Source organism: Kitasatospora sp. NPDC059577, from assembly GCF_042735475.1.
Classification (GTDB): domain Bacteria; phylum Actinomycetota; class Actinomycetes; order Streptomycetales; family Streptomycetaceae; genus Kitasatospora.
In genome coordinates this window covers 81,994-102,405 of record NZ_JBHWBZ010000023.1, presented here as the reverse complement: position 1 = coordinate 102,405, position 20,412 = coordinate 81,994, and the positions used below count along the sequence as shown (strand labels likewise).

At 72.1% G+C, this 20,412-nt stretch carries 17 protein-coding genes and 2 tRNA genes; 5 read left to right on the top strand and 14 right to left on the bottom strand.

The features are described 5' to 3' along the window. Positions 1 to 91: 91 nt before the first annotated feature. The 3 genes from ACFV0O_RS19935 to ACFV0O_RS19925 all read right to left on the bottom strand — a co-directional run bounded on the left by ACFV0O_RS19935 (position 92) and on the right by ACFV0O_RS19925 (position 2,940). Entirely contained in the window at positions 92 to 1,069 is a 978-nt protein-coding gene (locus tag ACFV0O_RS19935) for a ribose-phosphate diphosphokinase (protein WP_380343332.1), read from the bottom strand. Positions 1,070 to 1,271: 202 nt separating this feature from the next. Further along, positions 1,272 to 2,726 (bottom strand): bifunctional UDP-N-acetylglucosamine diphosphorylase/glucosamine-1-phosphate N-acetyltransferase GlmU, encoded by a 1,455-nt coding sequence (glmU, locus tag ACFV0O_RS19930; RefSeq protein WP_380343329.1) that lies wholly within the window; start codon positions 2,724 to 2,726, stop codon positions 1,272 to 1,274. A 143-nt stretch (positions 2,727 to 2,869) separates the two neighbouring features. Then, positions 2,870 to 2,940 (bottom strand) — tRNA-Gln (locus ACFV0O_RS19925). A 250-nt stretch (positions 2,941 to 3,190) separates the two neighbouring features. On the opposite strand from ACFV0O_RS19925, the gene ACFV0O_RS19920 reads away from it, so the two are divergent. Beyond that, on the top strand, positions 3,191 to 4,180 hold the full coding sequence (locus ACFV0O_RS19920) for an acyl-CoA desaturase (RefSeq protein WP_380343327.1): 990 nt from the start codon (positions 3,191 to 3,193) through the stop codon (positions 4,178 to 4,180). Positions 4,181 to 4,383: 203 nt separating this feature from the next. Then, positions 4,384 to 4,986 (top strand): TetR/AcrR family transcriptional regulator, encoded by a 603-nt coding sequence (locus ACFV0O_RS19915; protein ID WP_360259311.1) that lies wholly within the window; start codon positions 4,384 to 4,386, stop codon positions 4,984 to 4,986. Between the two features lie 103 nt (positions 4,987 to 5,089). Here ACFV0O_RS19915 and ACFV0O_RS19910 read toward each other — a convergent pair whose 3' ends face one another. Then, positions 5,090 to 5,947: a methyltransferase domain-containing protein gene (locus tag ACFV0O_RS19910; RefSeq protein ID WP_380343355.1), complete on the bottom strand. Its 858-nt coding sequence runs from the start codon at positions 5,945 to 5,947 to the stop codon at positions 5,090 to 5,092. 111 nt (positions 5,948 to 6,058) lie between these two features. Between ACFV0O_RS19910 and ACFV0O_RS19905 the strand changes: the two genes are divergently transcribed. Further along, on the top strand, positions 6,059 to 6,556 hold the full coding sequence (locus ACFV0O_RS19905) for a MarR family winged helix-turn-helix transcriptional regulator (RefSeq protein WP_380343324.1): 498 nt from the start codon (positions 6,059 to 6,061) through the stop codon (positions 6,554 to 6,556). Positions 6,557 to 6,626: 70 nt separating this feature from the next. On the opposite strand, the gene ACFV0O_RS19900 is transcribed toward ACFV0O_RS19905, so the two are convergent. From ACFV0O_RS19900 to ACFV0O_RS19880, 5 genes are all read right to left on the bottom strand, one after another. Further along, positions 6,627 to 7,592, bottom strand: a complete 966-nt coding sequence (locus ACFV0O_RS19900) for a LuxR C-terminal-related transcriptional regulator (protein ID WP_380343322.1) — start codon at positions 7,590 to 7,592, stop codon at positions 6,627 to 6,629. 287 nt (positions 7,593 to 7,879) lie between these two features. After that, a complete protein-coding gene (galE, locus tag ACFV0O_RS19895) occupies positions 7,880 to 8,842 on the bottom strand; it encodes a UDP-glucose 4-epimerase GalE (RefSeq protein ID WP_360259304.1) in 963 nt (320 codons plus the stop codon). A gap of 256 nt (positions 8,843 to 9,098) precedes the next feature. Further along, positions 9,099 to 9,767, bottom strand: coding sequence for a LuxR C-terminal-related transcriptional regulator (locus tag ACFV0O_RS19890; protein WP_380343319.1), 669 nt, complete (start codon positions 9,765 to 9,767; stop codon positions 9,099 to 9,101). 176 nt (positions 9,768 to 9,943) lie between these two features. Continuing rightward, positions 9,944 to 10,016, bottom strand: a tRNA-Thr gene (locus ACFV0O_RS19885). A 107-nt stretch (positions 10,017 to 10,123) separates the two neighbouring features. After that, positions 10,124 to 10,591, bottom strand: a complete 468-nt coding sequence (locus ACFV0O_RS19880) for a winged helix-turn-helix transcriptional regulator (RefSeq protein WP_380343316.1) — start codon at positions 10,589 to 10,591, stop codon at positions 10,124 to 10,126. Positions 10,592 to 10,766: 175 nt separating this feature from the next. On the opposite strand from ACFV0O_RS19880, the gene ACFV0O_RS19875 reads away from it, so the two are divergent. Beyond that, positions 10,767 to 11,363: a flavodoxin family protein gene (locus ACFV0O_RS19875; RefSeq protein ID WP_380343313.1), complete on the top strand. Its 597-nt coding sequence runs from the start codon at positions 10,767 to 10,769 to the stop codon at positions 11,361 to 11,363. A 76-nt stretch (positions 11,364 to 11,439) separates the two neighbouring features. Here the strand turns inward: ACFV0O_RS19875 and ACFV0O_RS19870 are convergent, their stop codons facing one another. The 5 genes from ACFV0O_RS19870 to ACFV0O_RS19850 form a co-directional block, all read right to left on the bottom strand. Continuing rightward, positions 11,440 to 12,786 carry an MFS transporter gene (locus tag ACFV0O_RS19870; protein WP_380343310.1) on the bottom strand — a complete coding sequence of 449 codons (1,347 nt, stop codon included), beginning with the start codon at positions 12,784 to 12,786 and terminating at the stop codon, positions 11,440 to 11,442. Between the two features lie 225 nt (positions 12,787 to 13,011). Then, a complete protein-coding gene (gene mycP / locus ACFV0O_RS19865; RefSeq protein WP_380343308.1) occupies positions 13,012 to 14,385 on the bottom strand; it encodes a type VII secretion-associated serine protease mycosin in 1,374 nt (457 codons plus the stop codon). 31 nt (positions 14,386 to 14,416) lie between these two features. Further along, positions 14,417 to 15,766: a S8 family serine peptidase gene (locus ACFV0O_RS19860; RefSeq protein ID WP_380343305.1), complete on the bottom strand. Its 1,350-nt coding sequence runs from the start codon at positions 15,764 to 15,766 to the stop codon at positions 14,417 to 14,419. 142 nt (positions 15,767 to 15,908) lie between these two features. After that, the gene (locus tag ACFV0O_RS19855; RefSeq protein ID WP_380343303.1) at positions 15,909 to 17,585 is read right to left on the bottom strand and encodes a hypothetical protein; all 1,677 of its coding nucleotides are present in this window, start codon (positions 17,583 to 17,585) and stop codon (positions 15,909 to 15,911) included. A gap of 44 nt (positions 17,586 to 17,629) precedes the next feature. Further along, positions 17,630 to 18,112 (bottom strand): hypothetical protein, encoded by a 483-nt coding sequence (locus tag ACFV0O_RS19850; protein ID WP_380343302.1) that lies wholly within the window; start codon positions 18,110 to 18,112, stop codon positions 17,630 to 17,632. 393 nt (positions 18,113 to 18,505) lie between these two features. Between ACFV0O_RS19850 and ACFV0O_RS19845 the strand changes: the two genes are divergently transcribed. Continuing rightward, positions 18,506 to 20,377, top strand: a complete 1,872-nt coding sequence (locus ACFV0O_RS19845; protein WP_380343299.1) for an FUSC family protein — start codon at positions 18,506 to 18,508, stop codon at positions 20,375 to 20,377. Positions 20,378 to 20,412: the final 35 nt, after the last annotated feature.

Here is a 20,412-nt window from a genome sequence, read left to right as displayed (position 1 = left end):
AGTTTCACGAGTCTAACCGCTCCTGCCGCCCGGCGCGAAATCGGCGGCGGCCCCGGCCCTTCCGGGACCGGGGCCGCCTGCGCGGGCTTCGTCAGTGCACGCCCTCGAAGAGGCTCGTGACCGAGCCCTCCTCGAACACCTCGCGGATCGCGGCCGCGATCGACGGGGCGATGGACAGCGTGGTGATCTTGTCCAGCTGGAGCTGCGCCGGGGTGGGCAGCGTGTTGGTGAACACGAACTCGCTGACCCGCGAGTTCTTCAGCCGGTCCGCGGCCGGGCCGGAGAGCACGCCGTGGGTGGCGGCCACCAGGACGTCCGCGGCGCCGTTCTCGAACAGCGCGTCGGCCGCGGCGCAGATCGTGCCGGCGGTGTCGATCATGTCGTCGACCAGGACGCAGACCCGGCCCTCGACGTCACCGACCACGTCGGCCGACAGGATGGTGTTGGCCTGGGTGATGTCGCGGCGCTTGTGGATGATCGCCAGCGGGGCGTCCAGGCGGTCGCACCACTGGTCGGCCACCTTGACCCGGCCGGCGTCCGGCGAGACGACGGTCAGCTTGGACCGGTCCACCTTCTCGCCGATGTAGTCGGCCAGCAACGGCAGCGCGAACAGGTGGTCGACCGGGCCCTCGAAGAAGCCCTGGATCTGCGCGGTGTGCAGGTCCACGGCCATCAGGCGGTCGGCGCCGGCCTGGCGCAGCAGGTCGGCGACCAGCCGGGCCGAGATGGGCTCGCGGCCGAGGTGCTTCTTGTCCTGGCGGGCGTACCCGTAGAACGGCAGGATCGCGGTGATGCTCTTGGCGGAGGCCCGCTTCAGAGCATCGATCATGATCAGCTGTTCCATGATCCACTGGTTGATGGGAGCCGTGTGGCTCTGCATCACGAAGCAGTCCGCGCCGCGGGCCGACTCCAGGAAGCGGACGTAGATCTCCCCGTTGGCGAAGTCCAGGGCCTTGGTGGGGACCAGCTCGGTCCCGAGCGCCTCGGCCACCTCCCTCGCCAGTTCCGGGTGGGCACGGCCGGAGAAGAGCTTGAGCTTCTTCTCACCCGACGTCGTGATCCCGCTCACTGCACCGTCTCCTCGCGTTGCGGACGCTGAATCCTCGACCCGATGCGGGCAGGCGAGGCCCACGCGCAGTACGGGGTCGGGGAATTGTCGGTACGCCTGGACACGGGCGGTAAGCCCAGTGGCGCACGTATGTCCCCAAGGTTACGCGCCCGCGCAGAAAGCGTCCGCCCCGGGACCGGACCCCGGACTCCCGCCCGGTGCGTCAGGCCTCCGGGGCGCCGTCCGTCGCGGCCTTCGCGGCCTGCGCCGACGAGGTCCCCGGGCGCTTGCGCTCGACCCAGCCCTCGATGTTGCGCTGGTTCGCGCGGCTCACGCCGAGCGCGCCCGCCGGTACGTCGGCAGTGATCACCGAGCCGGCGCCGGTGTAGGCGCCGTCACCGATGGTCACCGGGGCGATGAACATGTTGTCCGAGCCGGTGCGGCAGTGCGCGCCGATGACGGTGCGGTGCTTGTTCACGCCGTCGTAGTTGACGGTGACCGAGGCCGCGCCGACGTTGGTGCCCTCGCCGATCGTCGCGTCGCCGATGTACGACAGGTGCGGCACCTTGGCGCCCTCGCCGAGCTCGGAGTTCTTGATCTCGACGTAGGTGCCGACCTTCGCCTTGCGGGCCAGCTTCGCGCCCGGACGCAGGTAGGCGTACGGGCCGGCGGTGGCCAGCTCGCCGACCTCGGCGCGGTCGGCCGTGGTGTTGCTCACACGGGCGCCGGCGCCGATCAGGGTGTCCTTCAGGGTCGAGTTCGGGCCGACCTCGCAGCCCTCGGCCAGGTGGGTGCCGCCCTGCAGCTGGGTGTTGGGCAGCACCACGGCGTCCGGCTCGTAGGTCACCTGCACGTCGATCCAGGTGGTCGCCGGGTCCACCACGGTGACGCCCGCGCGCATCGCCCGCTCCAGCAGGCGGTCGTTCAGCAGCCGGCGGGCCTGCGCCAGCTGGACCCGGTCGTTGATGCCCAGGATGTCCCGGTGGTCCTCGGCGACCACGGCGCCCACCCGGTGACCGGCCTTGCGCAGGATCTCCAGGGTGTCGGTCAGGTACTCCTCGCCCTGCGAGTTGTCCGTGGTGAGCTCGGCCAGCGCCTCGACCAGCAGCTCGGCGTCGAAGGCGAAGACGCCCGAGTTGATCTCGGCGATCGCGCGCTGGGTGGCGCTGGCGTCCCGCTCCTCGACGATCGAGGCGACCGTGCCGTCCTCGTCGCGCAGGATCCGGCCGTAGCCGTAGGGCTCCGGCACCACGGCGGTCAGCACGGTGACGCCGTTCTGCTGGGCCGTGTGGGCGTCGGCCAGCCGGCGCAGCGTCGACCCGGTCAGCAGCGGCGAGTCGCCGGCGGTGACGATGACGGTGCCGTTCAGCACCGCGCCGTCGGCGGCCAGGGCCTCCAGCGCCGTCCGCACCGCGTGACCGGTGCCGTTCTGCTGCTCCTGCACGGCGGTCCGCGCCGCGGGGTAGTGCTCCGTCAGGTGCTCCTGGACCTGCTCGCGCTGGTGCCCGACGACCACCACGAGCTGCTCCGGCGTCAGCTCCCCGGCCGCCGCGACCGCGTGACCCACCAGCGACCGCCCGCACACCTCGTGCAGGACCTTGGGCAGCTTGTTCGACTTCATCCGGGTCCCGCCACCGGCGGCGAGCACGACAACGGCGGCAAGCGAATTGGCACCCATGCGGGGAGGCTCCTCGGTAGGTTCACAGAGAGGGCAGAGCAGGCCCGGCCGGGACCCAGGCCGGTCGCCATACGCACAGTCCGCCGAGCAGCACCGACAATACCGGCGCGGTGGAAGACGCCCGAACCAGAGGCGTGCAAAGGCTCCGCCGCTAGGATTCGAACCCAGACAAAGGCCTCCAAAGGGCCCTGTGCTGCCATTACACCACGGCGGACAGTCGTGTCAGACCCTACCCGAGCGGACCCCGCCGTGGGTATCGACTTGCACCGATCCGCAGGGCCCGGATCCGTGCTCCCCGGGCGAACTCGCGGGGCCCCGGGTTCAGCCATCCAGTCGGGTGAATTCACTCAAGCGCCGCGCGGCGGTGTGTTCCCCAGGACGCGGCGCACAACCTACGATGCCGTAGGTTACGCCGACGTAGGCTCCGCTCCTCTCCCGTTCCGGGACGCCGCAAAGGGACGCCCATGACCATCCAGGCCGGCGAGGCGCGCGCGGGGACCGCCGCGCCCCGCACTCCGTCTCCCGATCCCGACACCGCCGCCACGCAGCTGTCCGCCACCCGTGGCGGGGAGAAGCAGGGCCTGGCCGAGCGGGCCGCGCTCGGGCTGTTCATCCTCGTGCCGTTCGCCGCCCTGCTGGCCGCCGTACCGGTGGCCTGGGGCTGGGGGCTGGGCTGGACGGACGTCGCGATCACCGTCTCCCTGTACTTCCTGACCTGCCACGGCATCACCGTCGGCTACCACCGCTACTTCACCCACAGCGCCTTCAAGGCCGGCCGCCCGATGCGCCTCGCCCTGGCGATCGCCGGCAGCCTCGCCGTCGAGGGCCCGCTGGTGCGCTGGGTCGCCGACCACCGCAAGCACCACCGCTTCAGCGACAAGGACGGCGACCCGCACTCGCCCTGGCGCTACGGGGAGAGCGTCCCGGCGCTGATGAAGGGCCTCTGGTGGGCGCACATGGGTTGGATGTTCGACGAGGAGCAGACCTCGCAGATCAAGTACGCCCCGGACCTCGTCCGCGACCCGGCCATAAGGCGGATCTCCCGGCTGTTCTGGCTCTGGACCACCATCTCGCTGCTGATCCCCCCGCTGGTCGGCGGCCTGGTGACGCTGTCCTGGCAGGGCGCGCTGTCCGCCTTCTTCTGGGGTTCGCTGGTCCGGGTGGCACTGCTGCACCACGTCACCTGGTCGATCAACTCGATCTGCCACGCCGTCGGCCGGCGCCCCTTCCGCTCCCGGGACCGCTCCGGCAACGTCTGGTGGCTCGCGGTCCTCTCCTGCGGCGAGTCCTGGCACAACCTGCACCACGCCGACCCGACCGCGGCCCGGCACGGGGTGCTGCGCGGGCAGATCGACTCCTCGGCCCGGCTGATCCGCTGGTTCGAGCTGGCCGGCTGGGTCCGGGACGTCCGCTGGCCGGACGCGCAGCGGATCGCCGCCCGCCGCGCCGCATGAGGCGGCGCTTCCAGCATGATGTAGGGGTGAACGGGAGCAGCGCAGACACCACAGGCGGTCACCACAGCACGCGGACGGACGCGGCGCCCGCTACGGCGCCGGCCCGTCCGCGGTCCGCTGCACCGAAGGGCGGCACCGCCGACGGGGCCGCGGACCGGAGCACCGGCGGCCCGGCCCCGCGCCGCCGGGGCGGCCGGGTCAGGATGACCGGCAAGCAGCGCCGCGAGCAGCTGCTGGAGATCGGCCGGACGGTCTTCGCGGAGCGCGGCTACGACGGCACCTCGGTGGAGGAGATCGCCGAGCGCGCCGGGGTGTCGAAGCCCGTCGTGTACGAGCACTTCGGCGGCAAGGAGGGCCTCTACGCGGTGGTGGTGGACCGCGAGATGCAGCTGCTGCTGGACATGGTGACGGGGGCACTGACCGGCGGACACTCGCGCGAGCTGCTGGAACAGGCCGCCTTCGCGCTGATGGACTACATCGACACCTCGACGGACGGCTTCCGGATCCTGGTCCGGGACTCGCCGGTGGCCCAGTCGACCGGCACCTTCGCCTCGCTGATCAGCGACATCGCCACACAGGTGGAGGACATCCTGGGCCTGGAGTTCAAGTCGCGCGGCTTCGACGCGCGGCTGGCCCCGATGTACTCGCAGATGCTGGTCGGCATGGTCGCGCTGACCGGGCAGTGGTGGCTGGAGGTCCGCAAGCCGGACAAGGCGACGGTGGCGGCCCACCTGGTGAACCTCGCCTGGCACGGGCTGGAGGGCCTGGAGCGGCACCCGAGGCTGGTCGGCGACCGCAGGGGCTGAGCCCCGCCGCGTACTCCCGCGGCCGTCCGGCCCCCACCGCTTGGTCCCCACCGCTTGATCCTCACCCCTTGACCCCCACCGCTTGATCCCTACCGCTTGATCCCTACCGCTTGGTCCCCACCGCGAAGATCCGCCGGAACGGGAAGACCGTCCCGGACGGCCCGGACGGGTAGGCCTCGCGCAGCAGCCGCCCGTACTCGGCGAGGAAGGCGGCCCGGTCGGCCGGATCGGCGAGCAGGGTCAGGACGGGGCGCAGCGCGGTGCCCTTGACCCACTCCAGGACCGGGTCCGGCCCGGGGAGCACGGTGAGGTAGGTGGTCTCCCAGACGTCCGGGTGGCAGCCGGCGCCCACGAGGGCGTCGAGGTAGTGCTCGGGCGGGTGGACGCCGGCGCGGACGGCGTCCTCGCCGAGCGTGCCCCGCCAGCGGGCGCTGCGGCGCAGGTCGGCGAGCAGGGTGTGACTGGGGGCGTCGAAGTTGCCGGGGACCTGGAGGGCGACGGCTCCGCCGGGGCGCACGGCGGCGGCCCAGCGCCGGACGATGCCGAGGTGGCCGCCGGCCTGCCCCTCCTCGCCCGCCGTGGGCGAGGGGTGCCCCCGTCGGGGCTCGGGCTCGGACGGGTTCATCCACTGCAGGGCCGCGTTGGAGACGACGAGGTCGGGGCGGACCGGGGCCGGGTCGTAGTCGCGGGCGTCGGCGAGCACGTAGTCGGCGGTGGGTTCGCCCTCGGTGCGAGCGGTGGCGAGCATCGGCGCGGAGTTGTCGACGCCGGTGAGGCGGGCGTGCGGCCAGCGTTCGCGCAGGACGGCGGTGGAGTTTCCGGGGCCGCAGCCGATGTCGAGGATCGTCTCCTCGCCGGGGTGCGGAAGGACGGGGACGCGGGCGAGCAGGTCGCGCAGCGGGCGGGTGCGTTCGTCGACGAAGCGCACGTACTGCGCCGGGTCCCAGACGGGGGTGGTCATGGTCAACCTCGCAAGTATCTCGATATCAAGATATCTCGGTGCAGCCTCGTCGGCATATTTCTCGATGTCAAGAGACTTCACATCGACACATCCACCGATACACTGATCGTCATGGAGGACGAGGTCGACAGGCTGGTCGCAGCATGGCGCCGAGAGCGCCCCGACCTCGACGTGGAGCCGCTGGAGGTGCTCAGCCGGGTCAGCCGGCTCGCCCGGCACCTGGACCGCGCCCGCCGCACCGCCTTCGCCGAGCACGGCCTGGAGCCCTGGGAGTTCGACGTCCTCACCGCCCTGCGGCGGGCCGGCTCCCCCTACCAGCTCTCCCCCGGCCAGCTGCTCACCCAGACCCTGGTCACCTCGGGCACCATGACCAACCGGATCGACCGGCTCACCGGCAAGGGCCTGGTCAAGCGGCTGCCCGACCCGGACGACCGGCGCGGCGTGCTGGTCCGGCTCACCGACGACGGCCGCGACCGCGCCGACCAGGCACTCGCCGGACTCCTCGCGCACGAACGCGAACTGCTCGCCCAGCTCAGCTCCGGCCAGCAGACCGAACTCGCCACACTGCTGCGGCTGCTGATCGCCCCGTTCGACAACATCCCGGGCTGACCCGCGGCCGACCGGCCGTCACCTTCGACCCGCTGCCGGCTCCCCGGCCGACGTCACCCTCGACCCGGCGTCACGAACGCTCGACGGTGGCCGCCACCGACGGCGGCGGCACGGCCTGATGATCGGCGGGGCTGACCCCGGCCCGGCGGGCGACCGCGACGGCGGCCAGTGTGGAGTGCACCCCGAGCTTGCCGAGCACGTTCTGCATGTGCGTCCGGACGGTGTGCGGTGACAGGTAGAGCCGCTCCGCGACGGCCTGCCGGCCCAGACCCGCGACCATGCAGCGCAGGATCTGCTTCTCCCGCGGGGTCAGGGTGTCCACCAGCCGCTCGCTCTCGGTGCGGTCCCGCCGGGCGGTGGTGAGCTCGCGGATCACCCCGGTGAGCAGTGCGGGCGGCAGGTGCGTCTCGTCCCGCAGTACGCCCCGGACCACGGCGAGCAGCCGGGCCAGTGAACTCTCCTTGGCCACCCACCCGGTGGCACCGGCGTGCAGGGCGCGGGCGGCGCGGTGCGGGTCGTCGGCGGTGGCCAGCACGACGGCGCGCAGCCCGGGGTGGGCGCGGCGGAGGCGGGCCAGCAGGGTGATGCCGTCGGGCGGCGGGGCGGCAGGTCTGAGGTGGTCGGGCCGGAGCGGATCCGCCCCCGGGCGGGTGCCGCCGGGCGGTGCGCCCGGCACCGCGGCCGACAGCGGGGAGGGCGCCCCGGGCGGTACTGCCGGCCGTCGCGGCGGCGGTACGGGCGGGGACGCCCGGCGCCTGGCGTCCTCGGCGGGCTCCGGTCCGGGCCGTCTGCGGGCCGTCGGCGGAGCCGCCCCCGGCGGTCCGACCGCTCCCGCCCCGCCCGCCCCGAGGTCGGCGTCGATCAGTGCCACGTCGTAGGGCCGGCCCTCGGCGGCGGCGCGTTCCAGCGCCCGCTCTGCGGCGGCCGCGCTGCCGGCCGCGCCCACCTCCACGTCGGGCTCGGCGGCGAGCGCCGCGGCGAGTGCTTCGGCGAAGATCCGGTGGTCGTCGACCACCAGGACGCGAATCCGCCCCATCGTCCCTCCCCCTGCTCAGACCGCCCGAGCCCGGGAGCGGGGAACGGCCCGGCGTCCGCGTTCCGGACCCACCGCTCCGCCCGCCCACCGGTGGCCGGTGGAAAGGGCGCCGGCCCCCACCGGTACCGAACTCAGCGTACGGGGTCGGGAATCGCCCTCGTGGCGATTTGGTGAAGTTTCGTCAGAAGGTGCGTGAGAGGACGGACTTGTGCGCCCGACCGTCGTCGGGCAGCCACCGGGCCGCGCTGGGCGGCCGGTGCGCCGGTGCGCCGGTGCGCCGGGCCGGACTACCGGCCGTTCTTCTCCAGGGTGAACTTCCAGGCGTCGGCGACGATGTCGTCCAGGTTCGGGCGGCGCGGGGTCCAGCCCAGCGCCTCGTGGGCGCGGGCGGCCGAGGCCACCAGCACCGCCGGGTCACCGGCACGACGCCCCGCGACCTGCACCGGGATCTCCCGGCCGGTGACGCGCTTGACCGACTCGATCACCTCGCGCACCGAGAAGCCGCTGCCGTTGCCCAGGTTGCAGATCAGGTGCTCGCCCGGCTTGGCGGCGCCCAGCGCCAGCAGGTGGGCGTCGGCCAGGTCCGCGACGTGGATGTAGTCGCGGATGCAGGTGCCGTCCGGGGTCGGGTAGTCGTCGCCGTACACCGCGATGTGCGGGCGCTGCCCGAGCGCGGCCTGGAAGACCAGCGGGATCAGGTGCGACTCGGGGTCGTGCCGCTCGCCGTACACGCCGTACGCGCCGGCCACGTTGAAGTAGCGCAGCGAGACGGCGGCCAGGCCGTGCGCGACGGCCTCGCTGGTGATCAGGTGGTCCACGGCGAGCTTGGTGGCGCCGTAGGTGTTGGTCGGCGCGGTACGGGCGGTCTCCGCGATCGGCACGGCCTCCGGCTCGCCGTAGGTGGCGGCGGTGGAGGAGAACACCAGCTTGCGCACGCCGGCCGCGCGCATCGCGCTGATCAGCTCCAGCGAACCGGCCACGTTGTTGCGCCAGTACTTCTCCGGGTCCACGACCGACTCGCCGACCTGCGAGGAGGCGGCGAAGTGCAGCACGCCGTCGAAGGAGCCGTCGAGCACCTCGCCGGCCTCCTGGATCCGGCCCTCGACGAACTCGGCACCGGCCGGGACGCCCTCGCGGAAGCCGGTCGAGAGGTCGTCCAGGACGGTCACCTGGTGCCCCGCCTCCAGCAGGTGGGCGGCCACCACGCTGCCGACGTAGCCGGCGCCACCCGTGACCAGGTACTTACTCATGTTGAGACCTCCAGCGGGCGATGGTCCGCCCGATCCGGGGGCCATCGACGGAATGCGTACGACTGCGGCCATTCTCCCAACCCGCCGGAGTGCTCAGGACCATGCGGGTGGCCGCTCGCACGCTCTTCACCAAGTCCTCAGCCGCCGGTCATCCCGCCCGCGTCCGGCCGCCGCCCCGACGCCCTCCGCGACGGGCGCGGCGACGGGCTCAGCGACGGGCTCGCCGGCCCCTCCGCGGCCGCCCTCCCCGACGCCCTCAGCCTCCGGACATCCGCTCCAGCAGGCCGGTGCGCGCCGCCACCGCGGCCGCCTCCAGGCGGGTCCGCGCGCCGAGCTTCATCAGCACCCGCTGGACGTGCGTCCGGGCGGTACTGGCGGCGATCCGCATCCCGGCGGCGATCGCCGCGGTGTCCTCGCCGTCCGCGATCCGGGCCAGCACCTGCACCTCACGCCGGGTCAGCAGCCGCAGCAGCCGGACGGCCTCGTCGTCCGGTTCGGCGGCCGGGCGCAGCAGTTGGTCGAAGGCTCCGCGCAGGATGTCCACCGCGACCGCGGCCTCGCCCGCCCGGGCCCGCCCGATGGCCCGCTCGACCACTTCGATCCGCTCGTCGCTGGGCACGTACCCCGCCGCGCCGGCCGCGAACGCCGCGGCCACACCGCGCAGTTCACCCACCGGTCCGAGCACGATCACGGCCACCTCGGGCCGCTCCCGGCGGATCCGGCGCAGCCCCTCGAAGGCGCCCGGCTCCCCCGGCGCGGCCACTCCCAGCAGGCACACCTCGGGCCGCCGCCCGGTCACCAGGTCGGCGGCGACACCGGCCGGGGACCCGACCGCGAGCACCCGGTGGCCACGGAGTTGGAGTGCGGTGGCCAGCGCCTCGGCCAACAGCCGGTGGTCGTCGACCACCACGAGTCGAACGCCCATGACACCCTCCCGGTCGGGGTCCGGCTCGCGTCCGCACCCCTCGGGCGGACGGCCGATGACGCACCATCACAGCGCATTCCGTACCCGACCCGCCAGCCCGTCGCGGCAGGCCATCGCGGCAGGCCGTCAGCGGAAACGCGAAAGACCCCCGCCGTGAGGCAGGGGTCCTTCAGTTGAGCCCCCATGCGGAATCGAACCGCAGACCTTCTCCTTACCATGGAGACGCTCTACCGACTGAGCTATAGGGGCTTGCCGGGTTTTCACCGGGCCGGTCGAACAAGGAAGACATTACACGGCCGTGCGCCCGGAAGGGAAATCGATCCCGCCCGGGCAGCCGCACGCCCGCCCGGGAGACCTCACCCCCGGGCGTGCGCCGCGTCGAACTCCTCGCGGGCCGCCATCATCCGGCCGGCCCGGTGCTCCGTCCACCGGCCGAGCGGGGCGACCAGCTCGGCCAGCTCCCGGCCGAGCGGCAGCAGGTCGTAGACCACGCGCGGCGGCGTCTCCGGGAAGACCGTGCGGAGCACCAGGCCGCTGCGCTCCAGGTTGCGCAGCGACTGGGTGAGCATCTTGCGGCTGACCCCGCCGACCCCGCGCTGGAGTTCGGAGAAGCGCTGCGGCCCGCAGAGGGCGAGGCTCATCAGGATCAGCAACGACCACTTGTCGGCCAGCTCGGCGAACACTTCACGACTGGGGCAGAGCTGGGCGAACACGTCGTAGCCCTGCTCCGCCGCCCCCTCCCCCGTCCGCTCCGCCGACTCCTCGCGCGCCTGCGGCTCCTCGCACTGCCCCGCCCGGGCCCGGGTCGCTTCCTCCGTCGTCATGCCCTCCAGGGTAGCCCCGCGGTCTCCGATCCACCCTTGGTAACTAATAGAGACCTGGTCTATATTGGAGACCTAGACGGATCGGGGCCGCCTCACCGCGTCCTGCCCCCGGTCCGTCCCCACGCCACCGTTCCGGCCCCGCCGGCCCGCGCCCGCCCCTCCCAGGAGAGCCCGCATGAGCGTCATCCGTCCGACCGTCGCCCTCGCCTACCACTCCGGCTACGGCCACACCGCCGTGATCGCCGAAGCCGTCGCCCGCGGCGCCGCCGCAGCGGGCGCCGAGGTCGTCACCATCGCCGTCGACACCATCACCGACGAGCAGTGGGCCCAGCTGGACGCCGCCGACGCCATCGTCTTCGGCTCCCCCACCTACATGGGCACCGCCTCCGGCGCCTTCCACGTCTTCGCCGAGGCCACCAGCAAGCGCTGGTTCACCGACGCCTGGAAGGACAAGGTCGCCGCCGGCTTCACCAACTCCGCCTCCAAGAGCGGCGACAAGGGCAGCACCCTCGGTTACTTCCAGACCCTCGCCGCCCAGCACGGCATGAACTGGGTCAACCTCGGCCTCAAGCCCGGCTGGAACGCCACCACCGCCTCCGAGAACGACCTCAACCGCCTCGGCTTCTTCGGCGGCGCCGCCGCCTCCTCCCCGTCCGACGCCGGCCCGGAAGCCGTCCACAAGGCCGACATCGCGACCGCCGAGCACCTCGGCGAGCGCGTCGCCCGGCACACCGCCGTGGTGCTGGCCGGCCGCGCCGCCCTGGCCGGCTGAACCGGCCCTCCCCGGGCAGCCCCGGGTGGACCCGGAACCCCGGGGCCCCGGACACCCGCCCCCGCCGTTCGCGCGCCTACGCCGCCGGATCCGTCCCCAGCAGGGGCGCCCGGCGGCGTCCGCCGTCCACCGGCCCGTCCACCGACCCGAGCTCGGCACCCACCGTCTCCGGCAGCAGTCGCAGACACCCCAGGGCCAGCACGCCCAGCCCCGCCAGGTACCAGCCCGCCGGCTGCGCCGTCCCGTACGCCTCGGTCAACCGCGTCGCCACCAACGGCGTCGTCGCACCACCGATCACACCGCCCAGGTTGTACGTCAACGCGGCACCCGTGTAGCGCACCCGGGTCGGGAACAACTCCGGCAGGAACGCCGCCACCGGCCCGAACATGCAGCCCAACCCCACCATCGCGCCCGCCAGCGCCACGAACATCAGCGGCCGGCTCACCGTCTCCACCAGCGGGAACAGCACCAGCGACCAGCCCGCGGCGAAACCCGTCGCCCACCGCAGCGTCCGCAGCCGCCCCCACCGGTCGCTGTGCGACGCGCTCAGCCACACCATCACCGCCATGCCCACCGCGCCGACCAGCAGCATCGTCAGCACCAGCGTGCTCGCCACTCCCAGCCCCGAGGTCGCGTACGCCAGCACGTACGTCGTCGTCAGGTAGAACAACGCGTACCCCACCGTGATCGCCCCGCCGCCCGCCAGCACCGGACGCCAGTGCTCCCGCAACACCTCCAGCACCGGGGCCCGCTCCCCGCGACCGGCCGACCGGAACAACGGCGACTCCTCGATCCCCAGCCGCACGAACAACCCCACCGCGACCAGCACGAACGAGGCCAGGAACGGCACCCGCCAACCCCACTCGCGGAACGCCCGCTCGTCCAAACCGAGTTGGAGCGCCAGGAACACCCCGTTCGCCAGCACGAAACCGCTCGTCGGCCCCAACTGCAGAAACCCGCCGTACCGCCCCCGCCGCCCGGCCGGCGCGTTCTCCGCGATCAACAACGCCGCCCCGCCCCACTCCCCGCCCAACCCGACGCCCTGGCACACCCGCAACGCCACCAGCACCACCGGCGCCCACCACCCCCAGGCCCCGAACCCCGGCAGCAGCCCCACCGCCGCTGTCGCCAACCCCATCAGCAGCAGCGACACCACCAACGTCGCCTTCCGCCCCACCCGGTCCCCGAAGTGCCCGAACACCACCGCCCCCAACGGCCGGGCCAGGAACGCCACCGCGTACACCGAGAACGCCGCCAACAACGCCCCCACCGAACCCAGCCCGGGAAAGAACACCGGCCCGAACACCAACGCGGCCGCCGTCCCGTAAATGAAGAAGTCGTAGAACTCGATCGCCGTACCGATCAGCGCCGCAGCCGCCGCCCGCCGCAACTGCCCTGCCCGCCAAGCACCCTCCGCATCCATACCACCACCCTCACCACCACGCCCCCACCCCCACCAGCCGCCACCCGAGTGACCCCCGCGCGCAGCCACACCCCCACGCCCGCCCCGCACTCCGCGCGAGCCCCGGGGCCCGGGACACACCGCCCGCCGCCCCGCCGACCGCGGCTCCGGGCTCCGGGCTCCGGGCTCCGGCAGTGCCGCCCGGACACCGCCGCCGTCACGGCCCACCGGCTCCCACCCGAACGGCTACTCCTCCGGCCGCGCCGGAGGCCGGTACACCTGCAAGGACTCGGGCGTCGCCCAGGGCGGGAGCGGCAGCATCGGCACGTGAACCGGCGGCTCAACGACCGCCGGCCGCCGCCGCCTCAACACGGCGAACACCACCCCGGCCACCAGCACCAGCCCCGCCACCACACCACCGACGACCGGCAACACGCCGACCGACCCCGACGACGCGCCGGCCTTCGGCTGCACCGGCGGTGCACCGACGGCACCGGCGGTCGGACTCGCAGCGGGACCCGACGCCGACGACGCGGAGGACGGCAGACCCGCGGCGGGGGACAGCACCGAAGACGGCAGGACCACGTCGGACGCGAGCGGCGACCGGTCCGCCGGACCCGGGTCGCCGGGAGACGTCAAGGCGATCCGCGGCCGGACCACGCCGTATCCGATGTCATCCCTGCGGTTGGATCCGTCGTTCGGCTTCCCGGCCGTATCGATCAGCACCCGCAGGACCTGATTCGCCGTCCAGTCCTTGTGCACCGCCCAGACGAGCGCTGCCGAGGCCGACACCAGAGCGGCAGCAGCGGACGTTCCATGACGCTTGCAATAGCCGGTGGAGCTGGTGCAGGCGTCGATCACCTCCGCACCGGGGGCCGTGAGCGTGACGTGCGGCCCCGTCTGGGACTCATCCGTCACCGTGCCGTTTCGGTCAAGGGCTCCGATGCCGACGACATTGGGCAGCGCGGCCGGATACATGAGGAGATTGCCGTCCTTCGCGGAGTTCCCGACGCTCGCGACCACGAGCACCCCCTTCGCCCTGGCCGCCGCAAGAATGCGGTTCAACTTGGCGACGTTCTCCGGCGTGGCCGTGACCGCCGCGCTCTCCTCCGAAACGTTGATGACCTTCGCACCCTGCTCGACCGCGTAGTTCACGGCCTGACCGACCTCATCGAGGAAGTCGGACGAGATGGAAGCCCCCAGCGACCGGTCCGATCCGTCATTCATCTTCAGCGGAAGAATCTTGGCCCCCGGCGCCAATCCATAGGCGCCCGTCCCGCCACCGCTCCTGCCGGTTCCGGCGATCAGACTGGCCATCTCGGTGCCGTGGCCGTCCACGAAGGACCCCACACCGCCGGGGCTACCACTGAAGTCCCTCCCCGGAAGGAACTGCCCGACCAGATCCGGATGGTCGAGCTTGAAGCCCCCGTCGATCACCGCAACGGTGATCCCCTCCCCGGTGGAGGTCTTCCACATCTCCGGGGCATGCATGGCATCCAGATGCCACTGATCAGCCCGGATCGACCCGGCCCCAAATGCAGGCGAAGCCGCCCCCACCACGCACGCACTCGCGAGCCCCACGACCACGAGTCGCCGAGCCCACGACCAACGGATCCCCATCCGACTCCCCCACCACACCGGACACCTTCAACTACTTGGCGTACGGATTCTCCCCCGGAGCCACTGGCGGCTCGTACGACGGCGGAGGCGGCGACGCCGCACCGATCGACTGCTGGGCCGGCACCGGCGGCACCTGAGCCGACGGCTGTACGACCGCCCCCTTCCGCCGCCTCACCACCACGAACACCAACCCGGCCAGCAGCACCAACCCGGCCACCACGCCACCCACGATCGGCAACGCGCCACCCGACCCGGACGACACGCCGGCCTTCGGCTGCGCCGTCGGCGCACCTACCGCTTTGCCGCCCGGGCTCCCAGTGGAACTCGGCGCCAACGACGGGTGAGCCGGAGAACTGACAGTCGGGGACGGGGCTGTCGACGGAGGGGCCGCATCAGCCGGCAGCGGCGACTGGTCCGCAGGACCCGGGTCGCCGGGAGACGTCAGAGCGATCCGCGGCCGGACCGCGCCGTACCCACCGTCATCAGTGTGATTGGATCCGTCCTTCGGCTTACTCGCCGTATTGATGAGCACCCGCAGAATCTGATTTGCCGTCCAATCCTTGTGCACCGCCCAAACCAGCGCGGCCGAAGCAGAAGCCAGAGCTGTCGCATCGGACGTCCCATGGCCCTTGCAGTATCCGGAGGGAGCCGTGCAGGCCGAGATCGTGTCGGCACCAGGGGCAACAAGGGCAACCTGCGGTCCCACCTCGGACTCATCCGTCACGGTTCCGTTCCGGTCGACGGCCCCGATCCCGACGACGTTAGGAAGGGCGCCTGGATAGTCCACCGGATTTCCCGACTTCGCCTCATTCCCCGCAGCTGCGAAAACCAATACCCCCTTCGCTCTCGCGGCCGCCAGAATTTGGTTCAGCTTGACCACGTCCTCTGGGAATGTGGTAACCGAATTTATCCCCTGGGAAATATTGACCACCTTGGCCCCCTGGTCGACAGCATATGCGACAGCCTGTCCGACCTGGTCGAGAAAATCCCTCGAGACCAGTGTTCCCACAGAGCCATTGTTGATCTTCAGCGGCAGGACCTTGACTCCCGGCGCCAACCCATAAGCCCCGTTACCCCCATTGGCCTTCCCTGTCCCTGCGATGAGTCCGGCCATCTGCGTCCCATGTGGATCGCCATAGGAGCCGACCCCACCCGGGCTTTCGCTGAAGTCTTTTCCGGGCAGAAACTGCCCCTCCAAGTCAGGATGATCCAGCTTGAAACCGCCGTCGATCACTGCAACCGTGATGCCCTCCCCCCGCGAGGTCTTCCACATCTCCGGGGCGTGCATGGCATCCAGATGCCACTGATCGGCGCGAATCGAGCCAGCGGCAGCTGCCGGCACCGTGACCGGGCCAACCACGATTCCCGTAGCAAGGAGCACTGCAGCAATCCCCCGCCCACGCGCTCGTGTGTACGTCCGCCCCATCTCAGCTCCTCGTCAGTGTCCCCATAAGGAAGACCGGCACCCAGAACAGCGCTGCCCGGCCTCTGGGAAGGCCCAGCGGCCGGGCAGTCATGTCGTCCTACTCAACCACGTCCGGGTTGCTGTGCGGCGTATCGCTGGTCCAGGTCTCCTCGTCCTCGTGGAGATAGTCGGCCCGCTTACGCTTGTCGCGCCCGTTCCGGCCGCCGTGGCCCGCCACTCCGGGTGCCATCATGCCGTTCTGGCCCGACCTGGTCCCGCCCTCAGCGGGGCCCGCCGCACCGGCCCGGTTGCGCAGGCCCGTACCGCCCGGGGTGAATTCCCCACCAGCGGCCGGTCCTTTGCGACCTCCTACTGTGCCACCCGGAGTCGACGTCAGGCCCCGGCCCCCGCGTACGCCACCGCCTCCCGAGCCGCCGACACCATGGCCCCCCATGCCGGGATTCATACCGCCCACACCGCCAGGCATTCCAGCCCGGCCGGGCTCGGCCTCACGGGCGCCGAAGACCGTTCCGGTGGGCAGGCCCGAGGCGCCGGACCTGCCCGGCGATGTGCCGCCGCCGAACGGAACCGTACGGGGCGGAATCGAGCCGCCGCCCTTGCTGGACAGGTAGCCGTTGCCGTTGCTCTTGGCCGGGATCGAGCCGGCGCCCCCGACCGGAAAGCCGATGGGTCCGCCCCCAGGGAGGCCAGGGAGCCCCGGAGTCCCGCCCGGTCCACCGGGCAAGCCGGGGATAACCGGGTTCCCACCGGGGCCGCTCGCTGGGAGGTCTCCACCGGGACCAGCAGGTCCGGTCTGGCCCGGTAGGGTCGGCACGGTCGGCAGGCTGGTGAGGTCGGTGCCGGGACGGTTGGTCGGGCCGGTCGGCGGGATCACGGAGCCCGGGTCCTGCGGTGCGGGTGGCAGCTGACCGCCACCATAAGGAGGAGTTGGGCTGGCGTGCGTCGGGGTCGAGGGGCCCTGACCACTTCCCGGATCACGCGGCGGGCTCGGGCCTTCGCCGTAACTGCCGCCGACGGGGCTGTAGCTGGCTTCAGTGCTACCGCCGTTCGTGCGAGGGCTGCGGAGAGAGCCTCCATACCCTCCGCCCGGGACACCGCCCCCTGTGTACTCCGAGGCACCGCCCCTGTTGCTATCGTCCCCAGGCGTCCCCGGCAGCACGACGTTGTCGCCGAGCCCGTTCAGTGTCGTCGTCGCCGCCGTGTACGCCTGCCCCAGCTTCTCCATCTGGTGGATGGCTTCCTGGTGCGCCATGTAGAGCTCGCGCGTGCCAGCCATCGCCTCCGTTTCGGAGACCCACGTGTCGGGGTTGGCACGCTTCATGGCCGTGTCGATCTCGGCGCTGGTGGGCCCGCTGCCATCCGGCTTGATGGAGACGAGCTGCAGCCGCTGGACCACCTGAGGGTCGGGCTTCTGGGTCTTGCGATCGTTCACCCACCTGAGCGCGTCCGGCGGCACGGGCGGCATGCCGGACTTGACGCTGCTGAGCACCTCACCGGCTTGATGCATGGCGTCGCCGGCGCCCGAGGAGTACTTTCCCAGCAACTCGGCCGACTGCTGCAGGTTTCCGGCCCACGTCTTGAAGCTCTCGGCCGCCGGTCCTTCCCAGACAATGTTGCCGAGGTGCGACTTGAGTGCCGCACTCAGCTCGTTCAGGACCCGACCGGCCTGCCCGAGCTGGTTGCCACGGCTCAGCACCAATGTGGGATTGGTGTCCTTGACCATGTCGTAGAGCTTCTGATGTTCGATAGCGTCGAACTTCGTTTCGCCTGCCACTGCCTACTCCCCGTCTCCCCGTACGTCTCTCCCCCGCGCCACCATCAGAGATCGAAGTTGGTGGGCTTCGGTGCGGGCCTGCTCGACGCTCCCGCTGGCGGGGTGGCGCCGACACCCTTCGCAACGGCGTTCTGCGCGGCCGTCGTGTTGTCCTCGTTGGTCTGGTAGTTGCTCGCCGTCTTCGAGACCGCGTCCTTCATCGCCGTGATCTGGGCCAGGAAATCCTTGTGGAGCTGGACTAGCTGGCTGTGCACCTTGCCGTAGGCGGTCGTGAGGTCCGTGGCCTCGACGAACGTCGCGCTCGCGAAGTCCTTGCCCTGGAGCTTCTGCTCCTGCAGGTTGTACGGCGCAGCCGCCGATCCGTCCATCGCCAGGAGCAGCGCCTCGACCTTCTTCGCGAAGACGGTGAGCGTGTCGATCTCGACCTGGACGTTCTGGTTGCCGAAGGCGGCGACCAGGGCGTTGGCGTCGCCGTACGTCTGCGACTCACTGATCGTGGGGCCGTACATCTTCGGGTTGGAGGGCAATGTGTACGTCTCGCCGGCAGCCGGTGGGCTGGCTCCAGCGGGGCTCGTCCCTCCTGGGTTCGTCCCCGAGCCCGGTACATCCTTGTCGGACACAGCAGTTCACCTCTCCCCCGTACGGCCGGTTGCCGCCCAGGGTCCCCCGGGGTGGTTCGGTGTCGCAACACACCGTCAACTTCTCGGCCGTACCGCCCTGGTCGGCGAACCGTCCGGCCTGTGGGCGGTTTTCGCCTCCGTCGGGCGGGCAGGGCCCTTGGCCCGCCCGTACGCGATCGGCACGAACTCGGCACGTACGGCCGGCCGCGCGGGGCCGCTGGGTAGACTGACCCGGTACGCCCCATCTGCCGCGCAATGTCGCACAGCAGCGACCCCAGGCCGCAGAACGGACGTGTCCGCATGAGTTTCCCGAAGGCCACTCCTTGGTGGGCCCGTGCCGTGCGGCCCGAGCGGCCGCCGGTGCCGTGGGCATTGATGGTTCGGGCGGCGGTGGGCATGGCGGTGCCGTTGGCGGCGGGTCTGTGGGTGGGCCGGTTGGACCTGGGGGTGTTCGCCGGGCTGGGGGCGATGCACGCGACGATGAACGACCGGGTCGAGCCGGCGCGGTTGCGGGTGGTGCGGATCGGGAGCGCGGTGTCGGCTTCCGCGGTCGGCATGTCGGTGGGCGCCGTTCTGCAGTTCGTCGGTGTCGGCGGTGTCGTTCTGGGTGCTGTGTTGACGGTGGCGGCGTTCGTTTCGGGTGCGTTGAGTGCAACGGGTCCGCGTGGTTCGGCGGCCGGGATGCTGTTGCTGGTGTCGGCGGCGTTGGGGAGTGGGATGCCGTTGCCGGGGCCGTGGTGGGCGGGGGCGCCGATGATGGTGGCCGGTGCCGGGTTGGTGGTGGTGTTGGGGCTGCCGGCGGGGGTGCCGGACCGTCCTGCGGCGGATCCGCGGTACCGGGCGTTGGCGGCCGCGTACGACGCGCTGGGCCGGACGTTGGCCGATCTGGGGACGGCGCGGGCGGCTGCTTCGCGCCGGGTGTTGACGGCCCGTCTGAATCTGGTCCAGGACGTCCTGCCCGGGAGTGGGCCGACGAGGCGGGTGTACGAGGCCGCGCTTGCCGCGACCGAGGCGGCGACCGGTCTGTTGTGGGCCCGGCGGCCGGTGCCGCCGGAGGTCGCGGAGGTGCCGCGCTTGCTGGCGGAGGCGGTGCGGCGGGGTGGTGGTGAGGTCGCCGTGCCGGGGTGGCGGCCGGACACGCCGTCCCGGCAGGCCTTGGACGTGGCCCTGCGGGCCGCCGCCGAGACGGTGGCGGGTCGTGAGGTGCGGCTCGGCACCGCCGTGGCGCCTCCGCCCGATCCGTGGCGGCTGCGGGTGCGGCTGTTGTCCCGGTTGTCGGTGCGGTACGGGTTGCGGGTGGCGCTGTGTGTGGCGGTCGGTTCGGCGGTGACGGCCAACTTCCCGCTCAGCAAGAGCTACTGGGTGCCGATGACGATCGCGTTCGTGCTGAAGCCGGATCTCGGCTCGGTGTTCCTGCGTGCGGTGAGCCGTTCGGTGGGCACGGTGCTGGGGGTGGCGGTGACGGCGGCGCTGGTGGTGCTGACCACCGAGGAGTGGGCGCTGACGGCGATGGCGGCGCTCTGTGTGGCGCTGTTGCCGTACGCGTCGGCGGCGCACTACGGGCTGAACACCATGGTGATGACGCCGATGGCGCTGGTCCTGCTCCAACTGGGCGGCCAGAGCAGTGCGGCGGAGTTCTGGCCGCGGGTGCTGGACACCGTTCTGGCCAGTTCGGTGGTCCTGCTGTTCGGTTACCTGTTGTGGCCGGAGCGTCCGCGTCACCGGATCGAGCCGCGGCTGGTCGACGCGGCGACGGCGTTGCGGGCCTATCTCGACGCGGTGACCGCGGGACGGGCCGACCGGGCCGAGGTGTGGTTGCGCCGTTCGGCGTACCGGTCGTTGGCGGATGCCCGCCAGGAGGTGCGGCAGGGGTTGTCCGAGCCGCCGCCCACCGGGCGGCTGGCCGAGCGCTGGCTGCCGGCGACGGCGGCGCTGGAGCGGTTGGGCGGCGCGGTGGCGGCGTTCGCGGCGCAGATCCGGTTCGGCGGCCGGGTGCCGGACCCGGACGAGGTGGACCGGGTCCGGCGGGCGTTGGACGAACTGACGGCGGCCGCCCGTGCGCACCGCCTGCCGACGACTGCGGCGGTCCGTCCGACCGCGCCGCACGATCCGACACGCAGTGCGTTGGGTCGTGCGGCGGACGAGCTCGAAACACTCCTGGCGAGCGGCTGAGCAGCCGGTCGACCGGCCGGACGACCGGCCGACCG

Bases quoted from the DNA above. Each gene is read 5' to 3' on its own strand.
- glmU (WP_380343329.1), bottom strand. From the start codon at position 2,726: ATGGGTGCCAATTCGCTTGCCGCCGTTGTCGTGCTCGCCGCCGGTGGC.
- ACFV0O_RS19920 (WP_380343327.1), top strand. From the start codon at position 3,191: ATGACCATCCAGGCCGGCGAGGCGCGCGCGGGGACCGCCGCGCCCCGC.
- ACFV0O_RS19915 (WP_360259311.1), top strand. From the start codon at position 4,384: ATGACCGGCAAGCAGCGCCGCGAGCAGCTGCTGGAGATCGGCCGGACG.
- ACFV0O_RS19910 (WP_380343355.1), bottom strand. From the start codon at position 5,947: ATGACCACCCCCGTCTGGGACCCGGCGCAGTACGTGCGCTTCGTCGAC.
- ACFV0O_RS19905 (WP_380343324.1), top strand. From the start codon at position 6,059: ATGGAGGACGAGGTCGACAGGCTGGTCGCAGCATGGCGCCGAGAGCGC.
- ACFV0O_RS19900 (WP_380343322.1), bottom strand. From the start codon at position 7,592: ATGGGGCGGATTCGCGTCCTGGTGGTCGACGACCACCGGATCTTCGCC.
- galE (WP_360259304.1), bottom strand. From the start codon at position 8,842: ATGAGTAAGTACCTGGTCACGGGTGGCGCCGGCTACGTCGGCAGCGTG.
- ACFV0O_RS19890 (WP_380343319.1), bottom strand. From the start codon at position 9,767: ATGGGCGTTCGACTCGTGGTGGTCGACGACCACCGGCTGTTGGCCGAG.
- ACFV0O_RS19880 (WP_380343316.1), bottom strand. From the start codon at position 10,591: ATGACGACGGAGGAAGCGACCCGGGCCCGGGCGGGGCAGTGCGAGGAG.
- ACFV0O_RS19875 (WP_380343313.1), top strand. From the start codon at position 10,767: ATGAGCGTCATCCGTCCGACCGTCGCCCTCGCCTACCACTCCGGCTAC.
- ACFV0O_RS19870 (WP_380343310.1), bottom strand. From the start codon at position 12,786: ATGGATGCGGAGGGTGCTTGGCGGGCAGGGCAGTTGCGGCGGGCGGCG.
- mycP (WP_380343308.1), bottom strand. From the start codon at position 14,385: ATGGGGATCCGTTGGTCGTGGGCTCGGCGACTCGTGGTCGTGGGGCTC.
- ACFV0O_RS19845 (WP_380343299.1), top strand. From the start codon at position 18,506: ATGAGTTTCCCGAAGGCCACTCCTTGGTGGGCCCGTGCCGTGCGGCCC.